The sequence below is a fragment of the Streptomyces sp. NPDC088147 genome (assembly GCF_044741565.1).
In the GTDB taxonomy this organism is placed as follows: domain Bacteria; phylum Actinomycetota; class Actinomycetes; order Streptomycetales; family Streptomycetaceae; genus Streptomyces.
In genome coordinates this window covers 316,516-337,971 of record NZ_JBIUSY010000008.1, presented here as the reverse complement: position 1 = coordinate 337,971, position 21,456 = coordinate 316,516, and the positions used below count along the sequence as shown (strand labels likewise).

General features: G+C 70.4%; 26 protein-coding genes. 16 read left to right on the top strand and 10 right to left on the bottom strand.

The window, feature by feature from the left end; all coding sequences use genetic code 11:
• From ACIOGX_RS27730 to ACIOGX_RS27690, 9 genes are all read left to right on the top strand, one after another.
• A complete protein-coding gene (locus ACIOGX_RS27730; RefSeq protein ID WP_401917219.1) occupies positions 1–1,056 on the top strand; it encodes an anthranilate phosphoribosyltransferase in 1,056 nt (351 codons plus the stop codon).
• Positions 1,049–1,888 carry a tryptophan synthase subunit alpha gene (gene trpA / locus ACIOGX_RS27725; RefSeq protein ID WP_401917216.1) on the top strand — a complete coding sequence of 280 codons (840 nt, stop codon included), beginning with the start codon at positions 1,049–1,051 and terminating at the stop codon, positions 1,886–1,888. The genes ACIOGX_RS27730 and trpA overlap by 8 nt, the downstream gene beginning before the upstream one ends.
• A 2-nt stretch (positions 1,889–1,890) precedes the next feature.
• Positions 1,891–2,265: an ectoine synthase gene (locus tag ACIOGX_RS27720; RefSeq protein ID WP_129766282.1), complete on the top strand. Its 375-nt coding sequence runs from the start codon at positions 1,891–1,893 to the stop codon at positions 2,263–2,265.
• Between the two features lie 75 nt (positions 2,266–2,340).
• Positions 2,341–3,486: an acyl-CoA dehydrogenase family protein gene (locus ACIOGX_RS27715; protein ID WP_401917558.1), complete on the top strand. Its 1,146-nt coding sequence runs from the start codon at positions 2,341–2,343 to the stop codon at positions 3,484–3,486.
• On the top strand, positions 3,483–4,229 hold the full coding sequence (locus tag ACIOGX_RS27710; RefSeq protein ID WP_401917213.1) for an N-(5'-phosphoribosyl)anthranilate isomerase: 747 nt from the start codon (positions 3,483–3,485) through the stop codon (positions 4,227–4,229). Before ACIOGX_RS27715 ends, ACIOGX_RS27710 begins: the two co-directional genes overlap by 4 nt.
• Complete coding sequence (locus ACIOGX_RS27705; RefSeq protein ID WP_356518526.1) at positions 4,226–4,936, top strand: indole-3-glycerol-phosphate synthase; 711 nt, start codon at positions 4,226–4,228, stop codon at positions 4,934–4,936. Before ACIOGX_RS27710 ends, ACIOGX_RS27705 begins: the two co-directional genes overlap by 4 nt.
• Before the next feature lie 46 nt (positions 4,937–4,982).
• Positions 4,983–5,978 (top strand): alpha/beta hydrolase, encoded by a 996-nt coding sequence (locus tag ACIOGX_RS27700; RefSeq protein ID WP_401917210.1) that lies wholly within the window; start codon positions 4,983–4,985, stop codon positions 5,976–5,978.
• A gap of 216 nt (positions 5,979–6,194) precedes the next feature.
• Complete coding sequence (metF, locus tag ACIOGX_RS27695; RefSeq protein WP_356518541.1) at positions 6,195–7,082, top strand: methylenetetrahydrofolate reductase [NAD(P)H]; 888 nt, start codon at positions 6,195–6,197, stop codon at positions 7,080–7,082.
• Between the two features lie 217 nt (positions 7,083–7,299).
• Positions 7,300–7,911 carry a DUF1772 domain-containing protein gene (locus tag ACIOGX_RS27690; RefSeq protein ID WP_384768419.1) on the top strand — a complete coding sequence of 204 codons (612 nt, stop codon included), beginning with the start codon at positions 7,300–7,302 and terminating at the stop codon, positions 7,909–7,911.
• Between the two features lie 85 nt (positions 7,912–7,996).
• Here the strand turns inward: ACIOGX_RS27690 and ACIOGX_RS27685 are convergent, their stop codons facing one another.
• The 3 genes from ACIOGX_RS27685 to rpmF form a co-directional block, all read right to left on the bottom strand.
• Positions 7,997–8,389, bottom strand: a complete 393-nt coding sequence (locus tag ACIOGX_RS27685; protein WP_356518529.1) for an SCO5389 family protein — start codon at positions 8,387–8,389, stop codon at positions 7,997–7,999.
• A gap of 78 nt (positions 8,390–8,467) precedes the next feature.
• A complete protein-coding gene (locus tag ACIOGX_RS27680) occupies positions 8,468–9,424 on the bottom strand; it encodes an ATP-binding protein (protein ID WP_356518530.1) in 957 nt (318 codons plus the stop codon).
• Between the two features lie 3 nt (positions 9,425–9,427).
• Complete coding sequence (gene rpmF, locus ACIOGX_RS27675) at positions 9,428–9,598, bottom strand: 50S ribosomal protein L32 (RefSeq protein ID WP_401768728.1); 171 nt, start codon at positions 9,596–9,598, stop codon at positions 9,428–9,430.
• Positions 9,599–9,804: 206 nt separating this feature from the next.
• Between rpmF and ACIOGX_RS27670 the strand changes: the two genes are divergently transcribed.
• Complete coding sequence (locus tag ACIOGX_RS27670; protein ID WP_356518532.1) at positions 9,805–10,101, top strand: hypothetical protein; 297 nt, start codon at positions 9,805–9,807, stop codon at positions 10,099–10,101.
• Between the two features lie 102 nt (positions 10,102–10,203).
• On the opposite strand, the gene ACIOGX_RS27665 is transcribed toward ACIOGX_RS27670, so the two are convergent.
• Together ACIOGX_RS27665 and ACIOGX_RS27660 are read right to left on the bottom strand one after the other, a co-directional pair.
• Positions 10,204–11,826, bottom strand: coding sequence for an MDR family MFS transporter (locus ACIOGX_RS27665; protein ID WP_401917205.1), 1,623 nt, complete (start codon positions 11,824–11,826; stop codon positions 10,204–10,206).
• A gap of 38 nt (positions 11,827–11,864) precedes the next feature.
• Complete coding sequence (locus ACIOGX_RS27660) at positions 11,865–12,563, bottom strand: TetR/AcrR family transcriptional regulator (RefSeq protein ID WP_401917556.1); 699 nt, start codon at positions 12,561–12,563, stop codon at positions 11,865–11,867.
• A gap of 55 nt (positions 12,564–12,618) precedes the next feature.
• Here ACIOGX_RS27660 and ACIOGX_RS27655 point away from each other — a divergent pair, with 55 nt between their 5' ends.
• From ACIOGX_RS27655 to ACIOGX_RS27645, 3 genes are all read left to right on the top strand, one after another.
• A complete protein-coding gene (locus tag ACIOGX_RS27655) occupies positions 12,619–13,611 on the top strand; it encodes an aldo/keto reductase (protein WP_384768410.1) in 993 nt (330 codons plus the stop codon).
• Between the two features lie 273 nt (positions 13,612–13,884).
• A complete protein-coding gene (locus ACIOGX_RS27650; protein ID WP_356518535.1) occupies positions 13,885–14,088 on the top strand; it encodes a cold-shock protein in 204 nt (67 codons plus the stop codon).
• A 200-nt stretch (positions 14,089–14,288) separates the two neighbouring features.
• A complete protein-coding gene (locus tag ACIOGX_RS27645) occupies positions 14,289–14,714 on the top strand; it encodes a pyridoxamine 5'-phosphate oxidase family protein (protein ID WP_356518536.1) in 426 nt (141 codons plus the stop codon).
• A 24-nt stretch (positions 14,715–14,738) separates the two neighbouring features.
• Here the strand turns inward: ACIOGX_RS27645 and ACIOGX_RS27640 are convergent, their stop codons facing one another.
• The gene (locus tag ACIOGX_RS27640) at positions 14,739–15,374 is read right to left on the bottom strand and encodes a histidine phosphatase family protein (protein ID WP_356518537.1); all 636 of its coding nucleotides are present in this window, start codon (positions 15,372–15,374) and stop codon (positions 14,739–14,741) included.
• Positions 15,375–15,632: 258 nt separating this feature from the next.
• Here ACIOGX_RS27640 and ACIOGX_RS27635 point away from each other — a divergent pair, with 258 nt between their 5' ends.
• A complete protein-coding gene (locus tag ACIOGX_RS27635; protein ID WP_129766268.1) occupies positions 15,633–15,896 on the top strand; it encodes a type B 50S ribosomal protein L31 in 264 nt (87 codons plus the stop codon).
• Positions 15,897–16,072: 176 nt separating this feature from the next.
• Here the strand turns inward: ACIOGX_RS27635 and ACIOGX_RS27630 are convergent, their stop codons facing one another.
• Entirely contained in the window at positions 16,073–16,531 is a 459-nt protein-coding gene (locus ACIOGX_RS27630; protein WP_129766267.1) for a MarR family winged helix-turn-helix transcriptional regulator, read from the bottom strand.
• A gap of 164 nt (positions 16,532–16,695) precedes the next feature.
• Here ACIOGX_RS27630 and ACIOGX_RS27625 point away from each other — a divergent pair, with 164 nt between their 5' ends.
• Positions 16,696–17,910, top strand: coding sequence for an MFS transporter (locus ACIOGX_RS27625; protein ID WP_401917199.1), 1,215 nt, complete (start codon positions 16,696–16,698; stop codon positions 17,908–17,910).
• Between the two features lie 147 nt (positions 17,911–18,057).
• Positions 18,058–18,882 carry an aldo/keto reductase gene (locus tag ACIOGX_RS27620; RefSeq protein WP_401917196.1) on the top strand — a complete coding sequence of 275 codons (825 nt, stop codon included), beginning with the start codon at positions 18,058–18,060 and terminating at the stop codon, positions 18,880–18,882.
• Positions 18,883–18,954: 72 nt separating this feature from the next.
• Here the strand turns inward: ACIOGX_RS27620 and ACIOGX_RS27615 are convergent, their stop codons facing one another.
• From ACIOGX_RS27615 to ACIOGX_RS27605, 3 genes are all read right to left on the bottom strand, one after another.
• On the bottom strand, positions 18,955–19,854 hold the full coding sequence (locus ACIOGX_RS27615) for a ThuA domain-containing protein (protein WP_401917193.1): 900 nt from the start codon (positions 19,852–19,854) through the stop codon (positions 18,955–18,957).
• Positions 19,855–20,057: 203 nt separating this feature from the next.
• Positions 20,058–20,486, bottom strand: a complete 429-nt coding sequence (locus tag ACIOGX_RS27610; RefSeq protein ID WP_401917190.1) for a protein-tyrosine phosphatase family protein — start codon at positions 20,484–20,486, stop codon at positions 20,058–20,060.
• Between the two features lie 66 nt (positions 20,487–20,552).
• Positions 20,553–21,260, bottom strand: a complete 708-nt coding sequence (locus tag ACIOGX_RS27605) for a FadR/GntR family transcriptional regulator (RefSeq protein WP_401917187.1) — start codon at positions 21,258–21,260, stop codon at positions 20,553–20,555.
• Positions 21,261–21,456 lie beyond the last annotated feature (196 nt).

The following is a 21,456-nucleotide window of genomic DNA, read 5'->3' as shown; positions in this document are numbered from 1 at the left end:
GTGCATGACGCACTCACCGGCCTGCTGGAGCGGCGCGCGCCGGTCGGCCTCGAAACCTGGCGGTCGTTCTGGGACCAGCTCGGCGACGGCGGCCTGGACAGAGCGCAGTCCCTCGCCCTGCTGGCCTCCCTGGCCACCGCACTGCCCGGCCACGACACCCTGCGTCCGCTGCTCGACTCGCTCGCCGAACGGCGGCCCGCGCGGCCCGCGGGCCGGTGGCCCGGCACGGTCAATGTGGTGGGCACCGGAGGCGGACCGAAGACCTTCAACATCTCCACCGCGTCGGCGTTCGTCGCCGCCGCGACCGGGGTGCGGGTCGTCAAGACGGGCTCGCGCGCGTACACCAGCTCGCTCGGCTCCGTCGATCTGCTCGAACGGCTCGGCGTCCGGCTGACCTCCTCCTACGACCAGACCGCCGACACACTGGACCGGTACGGCATCGCCTTCGCCGGACCGTTCGTCTACCCGGCCCAGCTGACCCGGCTGGCCAGAACCATCGCGCCGACGAGCATGAAACCCTTCGGCCGCTTCCTCAACGCCCTCGGGCCGTTCCTCGCGGACCTGCCCGTCACGGCGCAGGTCACCGGGGTCTCGGCGAGCGCGCCCCTGGCCGAACTCCGCTCGCTCGCCGAGACCGGACCCCGGTCCGGCCGGACGCTGTGGCTGACCACCAACGACCGCGGCGCCGACGAACTGCTCGGTTTCGCCGACAACACCATCCACACCCACGACGGCCGCGAACTCCACATTTCCGCAGGGGAGTTGGTGCCAGCAGACGGAGGCTTCGACGATCTCGGGCCCGCCCGGGACCCCGCCTCTGCACCCGCCCACTTCCTGTCCGTCCTCGACGGCACCGAGGGGGAGGTGGCCACCCGCACGGTCTGCCTCAACGCGGCGGCGCTGGCCGTGGCGAGCGGTCACACCACCGACTGGACGCGAGCCGTCGCCGCCGCCCTGGAGGCGGTACGGAGCGGAGCCGCCCGCGCACTCGCCGAGCGCGTACGGGCCGGGACGCGGCCGTCGCCCGCCCGGACGAGAGAGGTGACCCATGGCTGACTTCTTCACCCGCACCGGTCCCGGCGAGGGACCGGGCCTGGCCCTCTTCCTCAACGCCGGGGACCCACCGCTCGATGTCCTCGCCGACCTCGTCCTCATGCTGGACGAGGAGGGTGTCGACTGCCTCGAACTCGCCGTGCCCTTCCCCGACTCGGTCACCGACGGGCCGGTGATCCGCCGCTCCGCCCGCCGCGCCCTCGACCGGGGTGTCGGGCTCGACGAGGTCCTCGCCTTCATCGCCTCCGTACGCCCGCGGCTGCGCCGGCTGCGGATCGCGCTGCTCGCCGACTGGAGCCACTCCCTCAAGCACCGGGACCGCGAGCACGGGGACCCGGCGCACACGCTCCGTACCATCGCCGGCTCGGGCGCGGACGGACTGCTCGTCCACGCGCTGCCGCCCCGGCTGCGCGCCGCACACTACGCGGCGGCCCGCGAGGCAGGGCTGCCCGTCGTCACCACCTGCTACCAGCAGAGCCCACCGCGGATCATGGCAGAGGCGGCGGCCGAGGCCACCGCCTACCTCTATCTCGTCGCCCACTACGGACGCAGCGGCACCGCCCCGGCCACCGGGCACGCCGCGCTGGCGACCACCGTCGCCGCGCTCCGGGCGCACACGGAATCCCCGATCGCCATCGGCTTCGGGGTCAGGACCAGACAGGACGTGGAGACCGTGGGCGGCTGCGGAGCCGATGCCGTCATCATCGGCTCCGCGGGTGTCGCCCGGATCGAGCGGTCGCTCGCTCAGGGGGACGACGTCGTCGACGGGTTCCGCGCCTTCGTCAGGTCCGTATCGCCCAACCGGTCCATCACACCTGAGACAACAGGGAGTTGAACATGTTCGTCCGTGACCTGGAGAGCGTCAAGACGGTCGAGTGGGGCAACGGCCTGAGCCGTCGCTTCATCGTGGCCGCCGACGGCCTCGACTACAGCATCACCGACACTACCGTGCGCGCGGGCACCAAGTCCCGTCTGGAGTACCGCAATCACATCGAATCCTGCTACTGCATCGAGGGTTCGGGCGAAGTGATCGAGCTGGACGGCACCTCGCACCCGATCGTGCCGGGCCGCCTCTACTCGCTCAACGAGCACGACGCCCACTACCTCGTCGCGAGCCCGCACGAGGACCTGCGTCTGGTGTGCGTCTTCTCCCCGGCGCTCCAGGGCGACGAGGTGCACCAGCTTGACGAGCAGGTCTCCTCGGCGTACTGATCCGCGCACCGCGCCAGTCACCGACCCGTCCGTCACCGCTCCGTCCGTCACCGAACCGTCATGGAAAGGCTCGCCGTGATCCGCTGGAACGCCGACCAGGCCGAACTGCGCGAAGGTCTGGCCCGGTGGGGTGAGGCGCTCAGCGCCGGCCACATAGAACAGGACGAACAGGCCGCGTTCTCCTGGGACAAGTGGAAACTGATCCGGGAGACCGGCATCCTCGGGCTGCCCTTCGAAGAGCGCTGGGGCGGCCTCGGCCAGTCCCTGCTCACCACCATGTATCTGCTCGAAGGGCTGGGCGAGCACTGCCGTGACTCCGGGCTGAGCTTCTCGGTCACCACCACCATGGCCAGTACCGGTGTGCCACTGGAGAGATTCGGCACGGACGCGCAGAAGGAGCGGTATCTGACCGGGATCTGCTCGGGGGAGGTGATCGGCGCCCATGCCATCACCGAGTCCGAGGGCGGCTCGGACGCCATGGCGATGACCACGCGAGCGGTACGGGACGGTGACCATTTCGTCCTGAACGGTTCGAAGATCTTCGTCAGCAACGGACCCGTCGCCGATGTGTTCGTCGTCTACGCGCGTACGCATCCGGACGGCGGCCCGCTCGGGGTCACCGCGTTCCTCGTGGACCGGAACACCCCGGGGCTCACGATCGGCCCACCGACCAAGAAGATGGGACTGCGGACCTCGCCGCTCAGCGAGTTGTTCTTCGACGAGTGCCGGGTCCCGAGGACCCAGGTCCTCGGCCGGGTCGGCGGCGGATTCATCGTGCTCGACCATGTCATGAAGCGGGAGATCCTCTTCTCCTTCATCGTGAACGTGGGGGAGATGCGGCACCGGCTCGACCGCTGCCTCGACTACGCGAAGACCCGCCGCTCGTTCGGCAGGCCGATCGGCTCGTACCAGTCCGTCGCCAACAAGATCGTCGACATGAGGATCCGGCTGGAGACGGCGGGCAAGTGGCTGTACGACACCGGTGAACGCCTCGCGGCCGGCGAGAACGTCACGGTGGATCTGGCCATCGCCAAACTGGTGACGAGCGAGAGCAATGTGGCGACCAGCCTGATGGCCGTGCAACTCTTCGGCGGGTACGGCTATATGACCGAGTACGGTCTGGAGAAGGACGTGCGCAACGCCGTGGCGGGCACGATCTACTCCGGCACCACGGAAATCCAGTACAACCGCATCGCCTCGATGCTGGGTCTGGGCACATGAGCCCGGAACCTGCCTCCAGGCTCCCGGCGGGACACTCGGCCGCACCCGAGACCCGCCGGGTTCTGAAAGTCTGCGGGGCCACCTCGCCCGGCGACATCACCGCGCTCGCTTCCGCCGGAGCGGACTGCGTCGGCCTGTGGCACGGCATACCCGGCGGTCACGCCGAGCTGTCCGAGCGGCACCTCACCGGACTCGCCGCGGCGGCCCGCGCCACCGGCCGGCTCGAACCGGTCCTCGTCACCTTCCTCGGCGACCCCGACGCCCTCACCGGCCTGGCCCGTCGCACCGGCCTGCGCTGGCTCCAACTGCACGCCTACCAGCCGCCCGCCGTGGTACGTGCGCTGCGCGCCGCCCTGCCCGGCGCGGTCCTCGTCAAGGTCCTCCATCTGCGCGGCGGCAGCTGTCTCGAACGCCCGCTGATCGGCGCGTACGAACGGGCCGGGACCGACCTGTTCCTGCTCGACACGGCGACCGAGGACGGCCGGATCGGCAGCACCGGACATCAGCTGTCCGAGCGGGATGTGCTCGGCCTGCTGCCCCGGCTCACCCGGCCGTTCCTGCTCGCCGGCGGCATCTCCCCGTACAACCGCCCCGACTACGGGTCTGTCGCCGCCCACCCCGGCTTCCGCGGTATCGATGTCGACACCGCCGCCCGCGATGCCCACGGACGTTTCGCGGCGCCCGCCGTCACCGCTCTGGCCCGCGCCTGGCGGACCGGCACGTCCCCTGAGGAGTCCCGATGACCGCCCGGTTCCTGGAAGCCCTGCTGACCGCCGACCGCCCGCTGGTCATGGAGGTCAAACGGCGCGACGCGCACGGCTATGATCTGCTCGGCGGCCGTACCCCGGCCGCGATCGTGGAGTCGTACGAGGGCGCGGGCGCGCCCTGCATCTCGGTGGTGACGGGACGCTGGTTCGGCGGCACCACCGATCTGCTGCGTGATGTCGCCGCGCTCACCGATCTGCCGCTGCTCCAGAAGGACTTCATCACCCGCAAGGACCAGCTGTCGGCCGCGAGAGAACTCGGCGCCTCCGCGGTGCTGCTCACCGCGGCGCTGCTGCCCCGGTCCAGTATGCGCACCCTGATCACCGCCTCTCTGGCCCTCGGCCTCACCCCGTTCGTGGAGGTGACGGAAGAGGCAGAACTCGACGGTCTGCCGCACGCCGACGAGTGCGTCGTCGCCGTCAACAACAAGGACATCAAGGCCAAGGAGCGCGACCGCGGCGACCTCGACCGCAGCCTCGCCCTGCTGCCGGCGGTCCGGGCCTCGGGTACCCGCTGCCCGGTCAGCGCCAGCGCCATCGACGGCCCGCTCGCCGCCGCGAAACTGCTCGACGCGGGATACGCCGGCCTGCTCGTCGGCACCTCGCTGCTGCGTACCGACAACGCGGCCGGCTGGGTCGACCGCCTGGACCGCGCCAGGACCCGCCCCGCGGGCCGGTCCCACTGAACGGCCCCGACCGGCCCGCCCCCGCCGCCCAGGAGAACCGCCTGCCATGACCGCTCCCGTATCCGCCCCCGTCCCCACGCCCGCCCCCGTCCCCGCTCCCACTCCCGCCCTCGTCCCCACTCCCGTCCCCGCCCCTCTTCCCGTCTCCCGTCCCGCCGTCGCGTCCTCTCCGGCACCCGCCGTCCGTGCCGTGACCCTCGACGCGGGCGGCATACCGCTGTCCGGCCTGATCGCCGAGCCGGACGGCGTCGCGGAGCCCCGCTCCGTGATCGTCGCCATCCACGGCCGTGGCATGTGCGCCGACTACTTCAACGGGCTGACCGACCCGGCCGACTCCCTGCTCCGCCTGGGCGCCCGGCTCGGTCATACGGTGCTCGCCCTGGACCGGCCGGGCTACGGCACCTCCGCCGGCCCGCTGCCGGACGGACAGCCCCTCGGCGAACAGGCGACCACCCTGAACCGGGCGCTGGCGGACTTCGCCCGGGACCGGCCGACCGGCTCCGGCTTCTTCGTCGTGGCCCACTCCGACGGCGGCAAGGTGGCGCTGCACATGGCCGCGCAGGACGCGGGCAGCGCACTCATCGGTCTCGACGTCAACGGATGCGGCTGGCGGTACGCGCCCGAAGCGCGGCACTTCCCCGATACCCTCGGCGGTGGCGCGTCCCGGCTCAACTGGGGTCCGCTGCACCTGTATTCACCCGGCACGTTCCGGGCGAGCCGCTCCCTGCTGAGGGCCGTACCGGCGCGCGAGGCGGCCCAGACGGCGACCTGGCCCGTCCAGTACCCGCGGCTGGCCGGCCATATCACCAGCCCGGTCAGACTGACCTTCGCGGAGCACGAACTCTGGTGGGAACTGCACGACGAGGCGCTGACGGCGATGACGGGACTGCTCACCGCCGCGCCGCTCGTCGCGGTGGAGCGGCTCTCCGGCGCCGGGCACAACATCAGCATCGGCCGCGCGGCCCGTACCTACCATCTGCGGGCGCTGGCCTTTCTGGAGGAGTGCCTGCGACGTGCCGGGGACGCCCTCGCCAGGCCCTGAACTCCGCACGGGAGCAGGGGCGTTGCGGCGGAAGCGTCCTCCCGGTGATCAGTGGGTGATCAATCCGTGGTCATGGCGGGGGAGCGGCGCGCATCGCGGCTACTGTGTGCGCACCGTATTCGTCCACGCACCGAGCGACTCCAGGAAGGACTCCTCCTTATGGCGGCAGAGACCGCGGACCTCCCACAGCACCCCAGGCCGGGGCCACGTGCCCTGATGGCCGACGGGCAGCGCTCGTACTCCTTCGAGTTCTTCCCGCCCAAGACGCCCGCCGGGGAGCGCACGCTGTGGAACGCGATCCGCCGGATCGAGGCGCTCGCGCCGTCCTTCGTCTCCGTGACCTACGGCGCCGGCGGCTCCTCGCGCGACCGGACGATCGAGGTCACCAAGCGCATCGCCGCCGAGACCACGCTGCGCCCGGTCGCCCATCTCACCGCGGTCGGCCACTCGGTCGCCGAACTGCGCCACATCATCGGCCAGTACGCGGACGCCGGTATCCGGGACGTGCTCGCGCTGCGCGGCGACCCGCCGGGCGACCCGCGCGGTGAATGGGTCCGTCACCCGGAGGGATTCGCCCAGGCCGGTGAACTCGTCGGCCTCATCAGGGAACTGGGCGACTTCACCGTCGGAGTGGCCGCCTTCCCCGAGCGCCATCCGCGTTCGCCCGACTGGGACAGCGACATCCGCCACTTCGTCGCCAAGTGCCGGGCGGGCGCCGACTACGCGATCACGCAGATGTTCTTCGACGTCGAGGACTATCTGCGGCTCCGCGACCGGATCGAGGCCGCGGGCTGTACGACCCCGATCGTCCCCGAGATCATGCCGGCCACCGACGCACGGCAGATCCGCCGCTTCGCCGAACTCAGCGACGCCCGCTTCCCCGACGCGCTGGCCCAGCGGCTCGAAGCGGCCCGCGACCGGCCGCAGGACGGGCATCGCATCGGTGTCGAGTACGCCACGGTCATGGCCGAACGGCTGCTGGCCGAAGGCGCCCCCGGACTGCACTACATCACCCTCAACCGCTCCACCGCCACGATGGAGATCCACCAGAACCTGGGCGTGGGCGTACGGCGCGACCGTCCGCTGGCCGCGTCCCGCCCCTGATCGGCCGGCCGGTGAGCTGTCCGCCCCCTTGGACGCTGGAACATGGACCTGAGCTTCGTGGCTATGTCCCGTCTCACCGCGCTGTACTTGACTGGTCCCCTGACGCAGTACGTGAGAAAGCCGTGTCACATGTCGGCGGCGGCGTTGGCGACGACACCGTGGCGGTTGCCGGATCACCTCGTATCGGACGGCTTCGACCACCAGACAAGGAAGTCCCATGAGCTTCAACCCGACCGGAACCCCGAACCCCTACGCCGCCTATCCGCCCGCCCCCGCGGCGGCGCCCGTGCGCCGGAGCAGGGCGGTGGGGCCGCTGCTGATGATCGCCACCATCACGATGGGGCTGATGGCGGGTCTGTTCTTCGCGTACGACATCTCGGTGATGCCGGGGCTGGCCAAGACCGACGACCGTACCTACGTCGACGCGATGCAGAACTTCAACGCCCTGATCGACGGCAACGGGCTCTTCGGCATGATCTTCGTCGGAGCGCTGCTGGCCGCGGCGGTCGCGGCGTTCCTGGAGCACCGCCAGGGCAGGCGGGGCGCCGCGCTCTGGATCGGCGCGGCGGCGGCGCTCTACCTGGTGGCCCTGATGATCACGTTCAGCGTGAACATCCCGCTCAACAACGAGCTTGCCGCCGCCGGTGACCCGGCCAAGATCACGGACTTCTCGATCGTCGAGAAGTTCAAGGGCACGTGGGAGACGAGCAACATCGTGCGGACCCTGGTCTGCACGGCCGCGCTCGGCTTCCTCGCCCGCGCCCTGGTGCTGCACGGCCGTGGCGCCGGCACCGCCGCCGGTGCGACGATGCGCCCGCACGGCGTCTGAACCCCCGGTGGCGGAGAGCGGGGCGGCGGGGCTCCCGGCCCCACCGCCCCGCTCCGTCATCGCCCGGCGGTCGCCCGCGGCTCGCTCAGCAGTCCCGGAACTCCGGCGACTGGTTGAGGATCTGCGAGCGCACCGAGGTGAACCGGGTGTGCGTCGCACCACCCTGGTCCTCCGGACGGAAGACCGCCACCCGGTGGCAGTTCATGAACGCCAGGGTGACGCCGAAGTGCCGCTCCAGGCTGGAGCGGATGGCGTCGCTGGCGAGAGCGCGCAGCAGCTGGCCGCGCTCGCGCTCGGAGGGCGGCGGTGTCTGGTTGTCGGCGAACACGGCGTCACCGGCGCGCAGTTCACCGACCAGACCGGCGATGAGGTGGTACGCGTACGGCAGGGAGGTCCGGACGGTGTCCACGAAGTCCTCTTCGCGGACCTGGCCGTTCTCGGCGTCGGCGAGCAGCGTGGGGGAGACATCGAGTGACATGAGTGTGTGTCCTGTCGCATGGGGGCACAGCGGCCCGGTGAGGGAGGGGACGGCGCGGCGGAAGCCGGGCGGGACGTGTCAGCCAAGGCCCGGGGCGTCCGGGCCGTGCCGGAAGTCCGGGTCGACCTGGAGCGCGAGTTCGCTCCCGGTGGCCCGGTCGGCCCACGCGCGCGCGTTGCGCAGATGGAACTCCACGGCGTGGCGCTGGAACGCCTCCCAGTCCTTGGGACGCGCGTCGACGGCGGCGCGCAGCTGGCGCAGGGTGTGCGCGTTGTGCGGTTCGAGCCCGCCTCCCGTACGGCCCTGTTCCTGTGCCCGTACCCAGGGGGACTGCTCGCAGTAGGCGATCAGGTCGTCCCCGACATGCTCCTTGAGGAAGAGGAGATCGTCCTCGCCCGTGACCTTGTTGCCGACCACGGCGAGTGCGATCCCGAACTCCCGTGCGTGATCGCGGTACTGGCGGTAGACGGAGACGCCCTTGCGCGTGGGCTCGGCGACCAGGAACGTCAGATCGAACCGGGTGAACAGACCGGAGGCGAACGCGTCCGCGCCGGCGGTCATATCCACGACGACATACTCGCCGGGCCCGTCGACCAGATGGTTCAGATACAGCTCGACGGCGCCGAGCTTGGAGTGGTAGCAGGCCACCCCGAGGTCACTGTCGTCGAACACCCCGGTCACCATCAGCGGCACCCCGCCCACCGGACGCGCGTGGTGGCCGTGCACCGGGTCCTCACCGAGCAGTCGCAGCAGCCGCGAACCGCGTCCCGGCGGAGTGGTCTTGATCATCTCTTCGCGTGAGGCGATCCGCGGATTGTCCCCGCGCAGCCAGTCCTTGATCTCGCCGGTGCGCGAGCTGAGGGGTGGCGCGGTGTGGCTCTCTCCCTCCCCGGGGGAGAGAGCCTCGGCCAGATGCTGGTTGATGTCCGCGTCGATGGCGACCACGGGCGCCCCCTCCGCGGCTAACTGCCGGGCGAACAGGGCCGACAGCGTGGTCTTGCCGCTGCCGCCCTTGCCGACGAACGCTACGCGCACGGCTCAGCCCTCCGGGGTCAGCAGGCCGCGCTCGTACGCCTTGACGAGTCGCTGGGGTACGAGATGGGACGTACCGTCGAGGGTGACAGGCACCAGGGGCGGCGTGACGCCTTTCCACTGGGCCCGGCGGTGACGGGTGTTGCTGCGGGACATCTTCCGTTTGGGTACGGCCATGGCGAACCTCCTGAGTGCGCGGAGCACGGACGTGACGCCGTCGAACGCTACATGCAAATGAACACCGTTACCAATACCGCCCCCGTCCGATGACCGCACGGACAGTGACGTGCCCGGCGTTCGGCTCGTTGGCGAGGCGGCATCGGGCCGGCGTCGCCGACGGGACCAGGGACGGCCGGCCTTCCGCGAACGAACTGGAGAGAGCCATGACCACTGCGCACGCCCCCCACTCGAACCACACGCACCGGCACGGCACGGGCTGCGGCCATGTGTCGTTCCCGCACGACGGGCATGTGGACTACGCACACGACGGCCATGTGCACGCGGTGCACGACGACCATGTGGACGAATGCGAGCCCGCGGCCCACGCCCCGCACAGTGGTCACGCACACCAGCACGGGGAAGGGTGCGGGCATGTGGCAGTGCCTCATGGCGACCATGTGGACTATGTGCACGACGGACACCGCCACGCCGAGCACGACGGTCACTGGGACGACCACTGACCACTCCGCGTACGGCCCGCCCGCCTACGCGTACGGCCCCGGTCGCACCCGAATGGGCGCGGCCGGGGCCGTGACGTCATGCCGTACGGCAGGACCCGGGGATCAGCCGACCGGGGAGGGCGGAGCCGACGTGGAACCCTCCGCCTGCTTGCTCTCCTCTGCGAGCCGCTCCATGCCGCTCGTGGTCTTGAGCGGCTTCTCCTTGATGAAGACCACCGCGACGAGCGCCAGCGCGGCGAACGGCGCCGCGACGAGGAAGAGTTCCGCCGTGGCCACACCGTAGGCGTGCTGCACGATCTCCCGCATGGCGTCGGGCAGCTTCGACACGTCGGGCACGGCGCCGTGGCCCGCGCCGCCGGACGCCCCCTGGCCGGACTCGCCCAGGCTCTTGGTCATCTCGGCCGCCACCCGGTTGGCGAGCACCGCGCCGAGGACGCTCGTACCGATCGTTCCGCCCATGCTGCGGAAGAACGACAGGACGGATGTGGCCGCGCCCAGTTCGGCCGCCGGTACGTCGTTCTGCGCCGCCAGCACCAGGTTCTGCATCAGCAGGCCGACGCCGATACCGAGTACCGCCATGTAGAGGCTGAGCAGCCCGAAGCCGGTGTCGGCGCTGATGGTGGCCAGCAGGCCCAGACCGGCCGTCATGATCACGCCGCCCGCGATCAGATAGACCTTCCACTTGCCGGTGGCGCTGATGATCTGGCCGGCGACGGTGGAGGAGACCAGCAGACCGAGGATCATCGGCAGGCCCATCAGACCGGCGACGGTCGGGGTCTTGCCGAGCGAGATCTGGAAGTACTGCGAGAGGAAGACGGTGCCGCCGAACATGGCCACACCGACCAGTAGGCTGGCGATCGTGGTCAGGGCGACCGTGCGGTTGCGGAAGATGTCCAGCGGAATGATCGGCTCGGGGACCCGGGCCTCCACGAAGACCGCGGCCACCAGCAGCACCACACCCGTGGCGGTCAGGGCGAAGGTCTGCCAGGACGCCCAGTCGAACTGGTTGCCCGCCAGGGAGGTCCAGATCAGCAGCGCGGAGACGCCCGCCACTATCAGGAACGCGCCCAGGTAGTCGATCTTCACCTCGCGCCGGATCGTGGGCAGCCGCAGCGTGCGCTGGAGCATCAGGATCGCGGCCAGCGCGAACGGCACGCCGATGAAGAAGCACCAGCGCCAGCCCAGCCACGAGGTGTCCACCAGCACGCCGCCGATCAGCGGCCCGGCGACCGTACCGACGGCGAAGACGGCGCCGAAGATGCCGGAGTACTTGCCCAGCCGCCGGGGCGGAATGACCGCGGCCATGACGATCTGCGCGAGCGCGGTCAGACCGCCGGCGCCGATGCCCTGGATGACGCGGCTGAAGATGAGCAGGCCGACGCCCTGGGAGAAGCCGGCCAGCAGCGACCCGATCACGAACATGGCGAGCGACAGCTGAAGCAGCAGCTTCTTGTTGTAGAGGTCCGACAGCTTGCCCCAGAGGGGCACGGTCGCCGTCATGGCGAGCAGTTCGGAGGTGACGACCCAGGTGTACGACGACTGACTGCCGTCGAGGTCGGCGATGATCCGGGGCAGGGCGTTGGCCACCACCGTGCTGGCGAGGATGGCGACGAACATGCCCGCCATCAGCCCCGACATGGCCTGGAGTATCTGCCGGTTGGTCATGGAGGTCGGCGCCTGTTCGGGCGCCTCTATTGCACTCAAGGTGTCCTTCTTCAAGTCCATGGTCGATGCGTGGGTGGAAGCGGTGGAGGAGCGGGCCGTCAGCCGTCGGCCGGGGGCTCCGGCAGGCCGGCGGCCAGCTGGGCGAAGACGAGCCGGAAGACGTCCGGGAAGGTGACCTCCGGGCCCTGCGCGCACCAGTGCTCGACAGAGACCCGTACGGCCGTCGTGGCGACGGCGGCGAGCAGCCGTGGGTAGAGCCCGAGCGCGGAGGTGTCCGGGACATGCGCGCAGGGCCCGGGTTCACCGGATTCCCGCGCGCCCTCGGCCGTACGGAACGCCGGCGCGCCGAGCCGTTCCGCGATGGCTTCGGCCAGTTCGAGCTCCTCGGCCATGTGCGCGCCCATACCGCGGACCAGCAGATGGGGGGATCGCTGCAACACCGTGGCCCGCAGCTCCCAGATCTCCTGCCGCTCCTCCACATCGGCCAGTTCGGTCGCGAGCGCCTCGCGGACCGCGTCGAGCGCGGGCACCGAGCGCGGTGTCTCGCGCAGCGCCTGCCGCACCCGCTCCCCGATGCCCCGGTCGATCATGACGAACGCGTCGTCGTGACTGTCGAAGTAGTTGAAGAACGTACGCGGCGAGACCCCCGCAGCCTCGCTGATCGCCTCGACGGTGACATTCTCCGCGCCGTGCTCGGCGGCCAGCCGCACCGCCGCCTCCGCCAGCGCCGCACGCGTGGCCCGCTTCTTCCGCTCGCGGAGCCCCAGCACCGCACCCTCACTTCTCACATATTGCAGCGTATGCAAAAGTGCACGATCCGCAAAATTAATCTCCCGCCGCCGACGCCGTAACATGATCCGTATGGAGCAGCGAGAACTGGGCAAAACGGGACGGAACGTATCCGTTGTGGGGCTGGGGACCTGGCAGTTGGGTGCCGACTGGGGTGAGGTGGCCGAATCGGACGCCTTCGCCGTCCTCGACGCGGCCGTGGAATCGGGCGTCACCTTCTTCGACACGGCGGATGTGTACGGCGACGGCCGCAGCGAGCAGCTCATCGGCCGCTATCTGAAGGGCCGCCCGGACGCCGGGGTGTTCGTCGCGACGAAGATGGGGCGACGGGCCGACCAGGTCCCGGAGAACTACGTTCTGGACAACTTCCGCGCCTGGAACGACCGCTCACGGGCCAATCTCGGCGTGGACACCCTCGATCTCGTACAGCTGCACTGCCCGCCCACGCCCGTCTACACGTCCGACGAGGTCTTCGACGCGCTCGACACCCTGGTGGCCGAGGAGCGGATCGCCGCCTACGCCGTGAGCGTCGAGACCTGCGCCGAGGCGCTCGCCGCCCTCGCCCGCCCGGGTGTGGCGAGCGTTCAGATCATCCTCAACCCCTTCCGGCTCAAGCCGCTGGAGGAGGTACTGCCCGCCGCCCTCGCGGCGGGGGTCGGCATCATCGCGCGCGTGCCCCTCGCCTCCGGCCTGCTGACCGGGAAGTACACCGCGGACACGGTCTTCGCCGCCAACGACCACCGCACGTACAACCGGCACGGCGAGGCCTTCGACCAGGGCGAGACCTTCTCCGGCATCGAGTACGGGACGGGGCTGGCCGCCGCGGCGGAGTTCGCCGGGCTGGCCCCCGAGGGCGCGACCCCCGCCGCGACCGCGCTGCGCTGGATCATTCAGCAGCCCGGCGTCAGCAGCGTCATCCCGGGTGCCCGCTCCGTCGAACAGGCACGCGCCAACAGCGCCGCGGCGGCCCTCCCGCCATTGTCACCGTCGACCCTGGAGGCGGTCCAGGAGTTGTACGACCGCCGGCTGCGCGCCTCGATCCACCCCCGCTGGTAGCGTCCGCGCTCCCCGCCCTGCTGGCGAACGGGTGATCGTGGGCCGTTCGCGCTCCGATTGCGCGGCACAGACGCAAGAGTTGGTCGTTTCTGTGGCTGTATCGCTTCGCGCCCTGTAGCGTCTTGATCAGCTGTCGTGGTTCCGAAGTACCGCTCGCCCGTGACGTGCCGTCACGGGCGTTTGTGCTGTTCAGCGTCTCTGCGGACCAAGGCGATCACCTCCGGTTCCCGTACGGTGCGGGAATCTTTGCGTCCCTTGAAACGGAGACTCATCATGGCCAGTGGCACAGTGAAGTGGTTCAACTCGGAAAAGGGCTTCGGCTTCATCGCTCAGGACGGTGGCGGTCCCGACGTGTTCGCGCACTACTCGAACATCGCCACCCAGGGCTTCCGTGAGCTCCAGGAGGGCCAGAAGGTCACCTTCGAGGTCACCCAGGGCCAGAAGGGCCCGCAGGCGGAGAACATCCTCCCCTCGTAACACAGAGCCGTCCCCAGGGGTCTGAGAAGGCCCCGGAGGTCGGTGCGGAGCAAGAGGGCGCCGGCCCGGTGGAGATTCTTTCCGCCGGACCGGCGCCCTTGCCGTTACCCCTCCGGCGAAACGGGGGAGGGCTTGACCGTGCCGGACGACCGCCGCGCGACGGAAGCGGTGGGGCCGGTCGGAGGGACGGAGAGGTTTCGGTGGCACTGACCCGAGAAGAGCGCGAACTGTTCCTGGCCGAGCCGCGTATCGCCGCGCTCGCCGTGGAGGCGGCGAAGGGGCGGGCTCCGCTCACGGTGCCGATCTGGTACCAGTACCGGCCGGGCGGAGACATCTGGATCATGACCGGACGGGACTCGCGCAAGGGCCGGCTCATCGCGGAGGCGGGCCGCTTCACCCTGATGGTCGAGCGCGTCGATCCCACGGTCCGATATGTCTCGGTCGAGGGTTCCGTGACCTCGACCGAGCCCGCCACCCGCGAGGCGCTCCATGAGATGGCGTCCCGTTATGTCGCCGCGGACAAGGTCACCGCGTATGTCGACTTCGCCTGGTCCGAGCACGGCGAACAGGTCATCATCCGGATGCGGCCCGAGCACTGGCTCTCCGCCGACCTCGGACAGATCTGAGGCCCGCGACCACCGGCGCGCCGGTCAGGCCGCGTTCTCCTTCTCCCGTGCGGCGCGCCGCACGCTCTCGGGGAGGGCGAGGTTCCACGCGGTGATCACCGGCCGGTCATGCTCCGTCCCGAGGCGGGAGACGGTCCCGGTGGCGAGCTGGAACAGCGCTCCCGCGGCCGGGGCCAGCCCGAGATAACGCGCGGTGAGCACCCGCAGGAAGTGGCCGTGCGAGACGAGCGCGACATCGTCGCCCGACCGCAGCCCCTCCAGCGCCTCGGTGAGCACCCGGTCGGCGCGGTGCCCGACGTCCGCGGGGCTCTCCCCGGGCCGGCCGTCGGAGCCGGGGACGGTGCCGTCGGTCCACAGGTCCCAGCCGGGGCGCGTGCGGCTGATCTCGGCCGTGGTGATGCCCTCGTAGCCGCCGTAGTCCCACTCGCGCAGATCCGGCGTGGCGCGCAGCCCGTCGAGACCGGCCAGTTCCGCGGTGCGCCGGGCGCGCGCCATCGGACTGACGAGGGTGAGGCCGATCCTGCGGTCGGCGAGAAGGGGCGCCAGGGAACGGGCCTCGCTCTCGCCGCGCTCGGTCATCGGCAGATCGGTGTGGCTGGTGTGCTGCCCGGACAGGGACCAGGCGGTCTCTCCGTGCCGTACCAGGATCAACTCACCCATGGGTGCCGCCCACTTCCTGTTCTCCGCACTCCGCCACCGGAGCCGTCCCCGGCGGTCGTCGGCCCGGACGCCCGCCCGTGCCGGACAGGGAACCCGGCGGGCCGCGAGCGCATTCCTCGGCGGGCCGCGGGAGGCCCGTCACGCCCAGTGTCCCCTGTTCCGGCGTCCGGGACATGGCGGGAATGCCGGAGGGAACCGTCGCGTTACCCCCATGTACCACCTGATGGAAACGATATCCATCATGAGGAGGGAGTTCCTATGAAGCCTCGTATCCACCCCGTCTCCCGTCCGGTCGTCTTCCGGGACCGCGCGGCGGGCACCGCGTTCCTGACGCGCTCGACCGCGGACTCGACGCAGCGTGTGGAGTGGGAGGACGGCAACACCTACCCCGTCATCGACGTGGAGGTCTCCTCCGCGAGCCACCCCTTCTACACCGGCACCGGGCGCGTGTTCGACACCACCGGCCGGGTGGAGCGGTTCGAGCGCCGCTACGGCGCCCGGCGTTCCGCGAAGAAGAGCTGACGCCGTACGGCTCACCCGTGATCCGCGCGCATGACGCGCGTGCGGGGGCTGTGCGGGATGTACGGACCTGTGTGAGAAGAGCGGACCCGTCTGAGAAGAGCCGGAGGGAAGCCCCGAACAGGGTTTCCGTCCGGCTCTTCCGTGTGGTGCGGGACGAGCCAGGAGCGACGGGCGGGTCAGGCGGCGGAGCCGGGTGACTCCACGGTCCTGACCAGGGCGGCCAGCTCGGGGACCTTCGCCGCCTCGTCGAGCGCCTCCCGCAGCGCCGTGTCGTTGGTGGGGCGCGCCTCGGCGAGCAGCCGCAGCCCCGCCTCGCTGACGTTGGTGTAGATCCCCCGACGGTCGGTCGGGCAGAGATAGCGGGTGAGCAGCCCGCGGTCCTCCAGCCGGCTGACCAGCCGGGTCGTGGCGCTCTGGCTGAGGACCACCGCGTCGGCCACCTGCTTCATCTGGAGATGGCCGCCCTCACCGTCGTGCTGACGGCTGAGGACATCGAGCAGGGAGTACTCACGGACGCTGAGGCCGTGCCCGGCCTGGAGCGCGCGCTCGATATGCCCCTCGATCCTGCCGTGCAGCAGCGAGAGGGCGCACCAGCCCTGGGCGAGCCCGGTGAGCGCGGTGTCCGTGGCGGTCATGGCTTCCTCCTGCGGGAGATGAGGGCGGGCGCGGCGGCGGGACGAGGTCCCGTACCCCAGGATAGGACACTTCTGCAATATAGCGCGCTTGCAAGTAATCGGCGTCTGCAAGTATTGTCTTCGCTTGTAAGGCGCTCGCGCAATCGTTCTGGAAGGTCATACCCATGCCACTCGCCCTCCTCGCCCTGGCCATCGGGGCATTCGGGATCGGCACCACCGAATTCGTGATCATGGGGCTGCTCCCCGAGGTGGCCGCCGACTACGGCGTCACCATCCCGACCGCCGGACTGCTGGTCACCGGCTATGCCCTGGGAGTCGTACTGGGCGCCCCGCTGATGACCGTCCTCGGCACCCGGATCCCCCGCAAGCGGATGCTGATGCTGCTGATGGGGCTGTTCGTGGTGGGCAATGTGCTCTCCGCGCTCGCCCCGAGCTTCGGACTCATGCTCACCGGGCGCGTCGTCGCCTCGCTCGCCCACGGCGCCTTCTTCGGGATCGGCTCCGTCGTCGCCGCCGGTCTGGTCGCCCCGGAGAAGAAGGCCGGCGCCATCGCCATGATGTTCACCGGGCTGACCGTCGCCAATGTCGTCGGCGTACCGTTCGGTACCTTCCTCGGCCAGAGCGCCGGCTGGCGGGCCACCTTCCTCGTGGTCGCCGGACTCGGAGTCCTGGGCCTCGCGGGCATCGCCAAGCTCGTACCGGAACAGCCGCGGCCCGAGGGCGTACGGATACGGCATGAGCTCGCCGCCTTCCGCAACGCGCAGGTGCTGCTCGCCATGGCGATGACCGTGCTCGGCTTCGGCGGTGTCTTCGCCGCGATCACCTACATCACGCCGATGATGACCGAGACCGCGGGCTTCGCCGACTCCTCGGTGACCTGGCTGCTGGTCCTCTTCGGCCTTGGTATGGTCGCCGGCAATCTGATCGGCGGCAGGTTCGCCGACCGCCGGCTGATGCCGCTGCTGTACGTCTCCCTGGGCTCGCTCGCCGTGGTGCTGGCGCTCTTCAGCTTCACCGCGCACAACAAGGTGGCGGCGGCCGTCACCCTCACCCTGATCGGTGCCCTGGGCTTCGCGACCGTACCGCCGCTCCAGAAGCGGGTCCTCGACCAGGCGTCCGCCGCGCCCACCCTGGCCTCCGCCGTCAATATCGGCGCCTTCAATCTCGGCAACGCGCTGGCCGCCTGGCTCGGCGGCATCGTCATCGCCGCCGGGCTCGGGTACACGGCGCCGAACTGGGTCGGTGCCGCGCTGGCCGGCTCCGCGCTCGTCCTCGCGGTCGTCTCCAGCGCCCTGGAGCGCCGTACGCCCGCCGACGGACAGGCGGTCGCCGAGACGGCGGCCACCCGGCGGCCCCAGCGGGCCACCGCGGCGCGCTGACCCGGCTCTTCCGTCCCGGGCGGCGGATCGCCGCAGCGCGCGGCGCCGGAGACGTCGTTACGTTGGAAGCCGGTGTGCCCCTGCTTCCCCCACCGCAGATCCGCGCCCATTCCCCCCACTGTGAAACCCGCGAAGAAAAGGACCACCATGAACTCCGTCCCCAACGTCGTACTCAACAACGGCGTCCGGATTCCGCAGCTCGGCTTCGGTGTCTTCCAGGTCGGCGACGAGGAGACCACCGGCGCGGTCCGCACCGCGCTGGAGGCGGGCTACCGCAGCATCGACACCGCCGCCGTGTACGGCAACGAGGACGGCGTCGGCCGCGCCATCGCCTCCTCGGGCCTGCCCCGCGAAGAGCTGTTCATCACCACCAAGCTCTGGAACGACGACCAGGGGTACGACACGACGCTCGCCGCGTTCGACGCGAGCCTCGCCAGGCTCGGCCTCGACCGGGTGGATCTGTATCTCATCCACTGGCCCACCCCGGCGCGCGACCGCTACCTCGACACCTGGCGAGCGCTGGAGAAGCTGCTCGCCGACGGCAGGACACGCTCCATCGGAGTGTCCAACTTCCAGCCCGCCCACCTCCAGCGCCTGCTGGACGAGACGGGAATCGTCCCGGCCGTCAACCAGATCGAGCTGCACCCCGGTCTCCAGCAGGAGGAACTGCGGGACTTCCATGCCCAGCACGGCATCGCGACCGAGGCATGGAGCCCGCTGGCGCAGGGCGCGCTGCTCCAGGAGCAGGCACTCACCGAGATCGCGGGACGGCATGAGAAGACGCCCGCCCAGGTGGTGCTGCGCTGGCACCTTCAGCTCGGGAACATCGTCATCCCCAAGTCCGTGACGCCCGCGCGGATCCGCGAGAACATCGACGTCTTCGACTTCGAGCTCTCGGCCGGTGACATGGCCGCGCTCGCCACGCTCGACCGTGGTCTGCGCATCGGCCCGGACCCCGACACCCTCAACTGACCGGGGTTCGCGCCGCACGGCCGTCCGGCGCCAACCCGCCGGACGGCCGTGCGGACCCGCGCCGGACAGGGACTACCGCGCGGCCGCCGCGCCCGTGGCGGCCGTGTCGGCCAAGCTCGTGGGAGCCGCGGCCGTCACACCGCCGAGCCACTTCAGTCCGTCGATGACGAACCGGTTCTGGACCTCGTTGCCGAACGTCCACGACAGTGTGGTGTTCGATCCGTAGTCCATGGCGTTGTGGCCGAAGTTGGCGTACAGCATCCGGTAGTTCTTGTTGGTCCACACGATCGGGTAATACCCGCTGTACCAGGACTGGTTGGGGTCCGTACCCAGCGGGAAGCTGACCGGATCGACCGAGGCCAGGATATTGATGGCGGGGTTCTTCCTGAGGTCGTTCGCCCAGCTGTACCACTCGCTCACGGCCGAGGTGAACGTCGCGGGGAGCCGGGTGGTCGAGGGATGGGTCCGGTTCTCGGTCCGCAGCACGGCGGTGGTCGGGCCCCAGGTGTTGGACTTGAACCCACCACTGCCCAGGAACTCGTTGTGGTACCAGGGCCACTTCTGTGCCTCGGTGGTGAACGCGGAGACATGGAAGCCCATCCAGGCTCCACCGGCCCGCATGTACTGCTCGAACCCGGAGCGTTGAGCCGCCGTCTGCGGCAAGTCGTCCAGGAACAGCACCACTTGGTAGTCCCGGAGGGTGGCGCTGGTCAGACGGTTCCAGTTGTTGGTCGACTCGTAGGAGAAGTTGTTGGCGGCGGCGGTCCTGGGGAACCACTCGTTCGCTTCATGGACGAAACTGATGTGGGCGGCGTCCCAGGTGCCGTTGTAGAAGGCGAGCACCTTGAACGCGGGGGCGGCAGGTGTCTGCGCGCGTCCGACGCCGGGCACCGCGGCCAGCCCCAGCATGAGGGCGAGCAGTACGAGCAGGCGGAACGGGCCGCGCGCCGTACGGGTCTTGAGCATGGTCATCGTGACGATCCTTCCTGCGCCCGTCCGGTGAACGGAGGCGCATGGAATGTGGGGGATGTCGCGCACATGACAGCAGGAAGCGCTTGCTGGACGATTTAAGAAGTGAACCAACGCCCTGTCAAGGCTTTGGTATGGACCAGTGGCCGACCGGACGTGGACGGTAGGGGGTGCGGGCGGTACAGGGAGTGCGGGGGCGTAGTGGTTCAGGAGAAGCGGGCGGCGAACCGGCGTTGCCAGGGGGTCTCGACGGCGCGCCGGGCGTAGTGCTCCCGGACGTAGGCGACCGCCTCGCCCCGGGGCACCCCGTCCAGTACGGCGAGGCAGGCCAGCGCCGTGCCGGTCCGGCCGATTCCGCCCCCGCAGGCCACTTCGACGCGCTCCGACTCGGCGCGCTCCCATGTCTCGCGCAGCGCGGTGGCGGCTGCCGCGCGGTCGGACGGCAGCCGGAAGTCGGGCCAGCGGAGCCAGCGGGATTCCCAGGCGACGGGCGGTGGTTCATGGCCCAGCAGATACAGCGCGAAGGCGGGCGCCGGACCTGCGGGGAGCGGGCGGCGCAGTCCCCGGCCCCGGACGAGCCGGCCCGAGGGCAGCCGTAGTACGCCCGTTGTCGCGGGATCCCAGGTGGCGGTCACGGTGTGAGCGTAGCCGGTTCCTCCCGGTCGGGCGGGAGGGCCGGTTTCGGTGCCTGTCCGGAGGCGTCAGGCGCTCTCGTCCGGATTCCACTCCAGCAGGCGCACCTTGGCCACGGTCCGCACATGCCGCCGCATCGCGGCCGCCGCCGCCTTGCCCCGGCCGCTCTCGATCGCTTCGAGAATGGCGCGATGCTGGGCCAACGACCGCTTGGGGCGGCCGGGCTGACGCAGGGACTCATTGCGGCTCTCGGCGATCTGCGCCGTGATGGAGTGCATGAACTCGGCGAGCAGACCGCTGTGCGCGGCGGCGGTCACCGCGGTGTGGAAGAGCCGGTCGCCCTCCACTCCGTAGCCGCCCGCCTCGATCTCGTCGGACATCTGGTGCAGCGCGTCGTGCAGCGCCGCCAGATCCAGTGCGGTGCGCCGCTCCGCTGCCAGCTCGGCGAGCTTGGTCTCCAGAGCCTCGCGCGCCTCCAGAACATCGGGCAGCCGACGCTTGCGCTCCACCAGTCGCTCGACGGGCTCGGGATCCAGGCCGGACCGGGTCAGATAGGTGCCGCCGCCGTGCCGCACCTCGACCAGACCCTGGACCTCCAGGACGACGATCGCCTGCTTGACGGAAGCGCGGCTCACCCCCAGGCGCTGGGCCAACTCCCGCTCGGGGGGCAGCCGGTCGCCCGCGCCGAGGTCGCCCTCGCTGACATAGCTGCGCAGCCGGTCGAGGACCTGCTCGTACAAACGTGGCCGGGCCATCGGCCGCAGTGCGTCGGACATCCGGACCCCCCATCCCTGCCCACTATCTCCCGATCCTGTGCGCGTCAGCCTAACACCGGGCGGCCAAGTGGCTGAGCCAATTCCTGCCAGATCCCTTGACGCTCGCCCCGGCCGGCCGTCAATGTGGTCCAGCCACTTGGCCAGTCGTCCAGTCAGCCAGTCGGCCAATTCCCCTCTGTCACAGGGACCCAGGGAC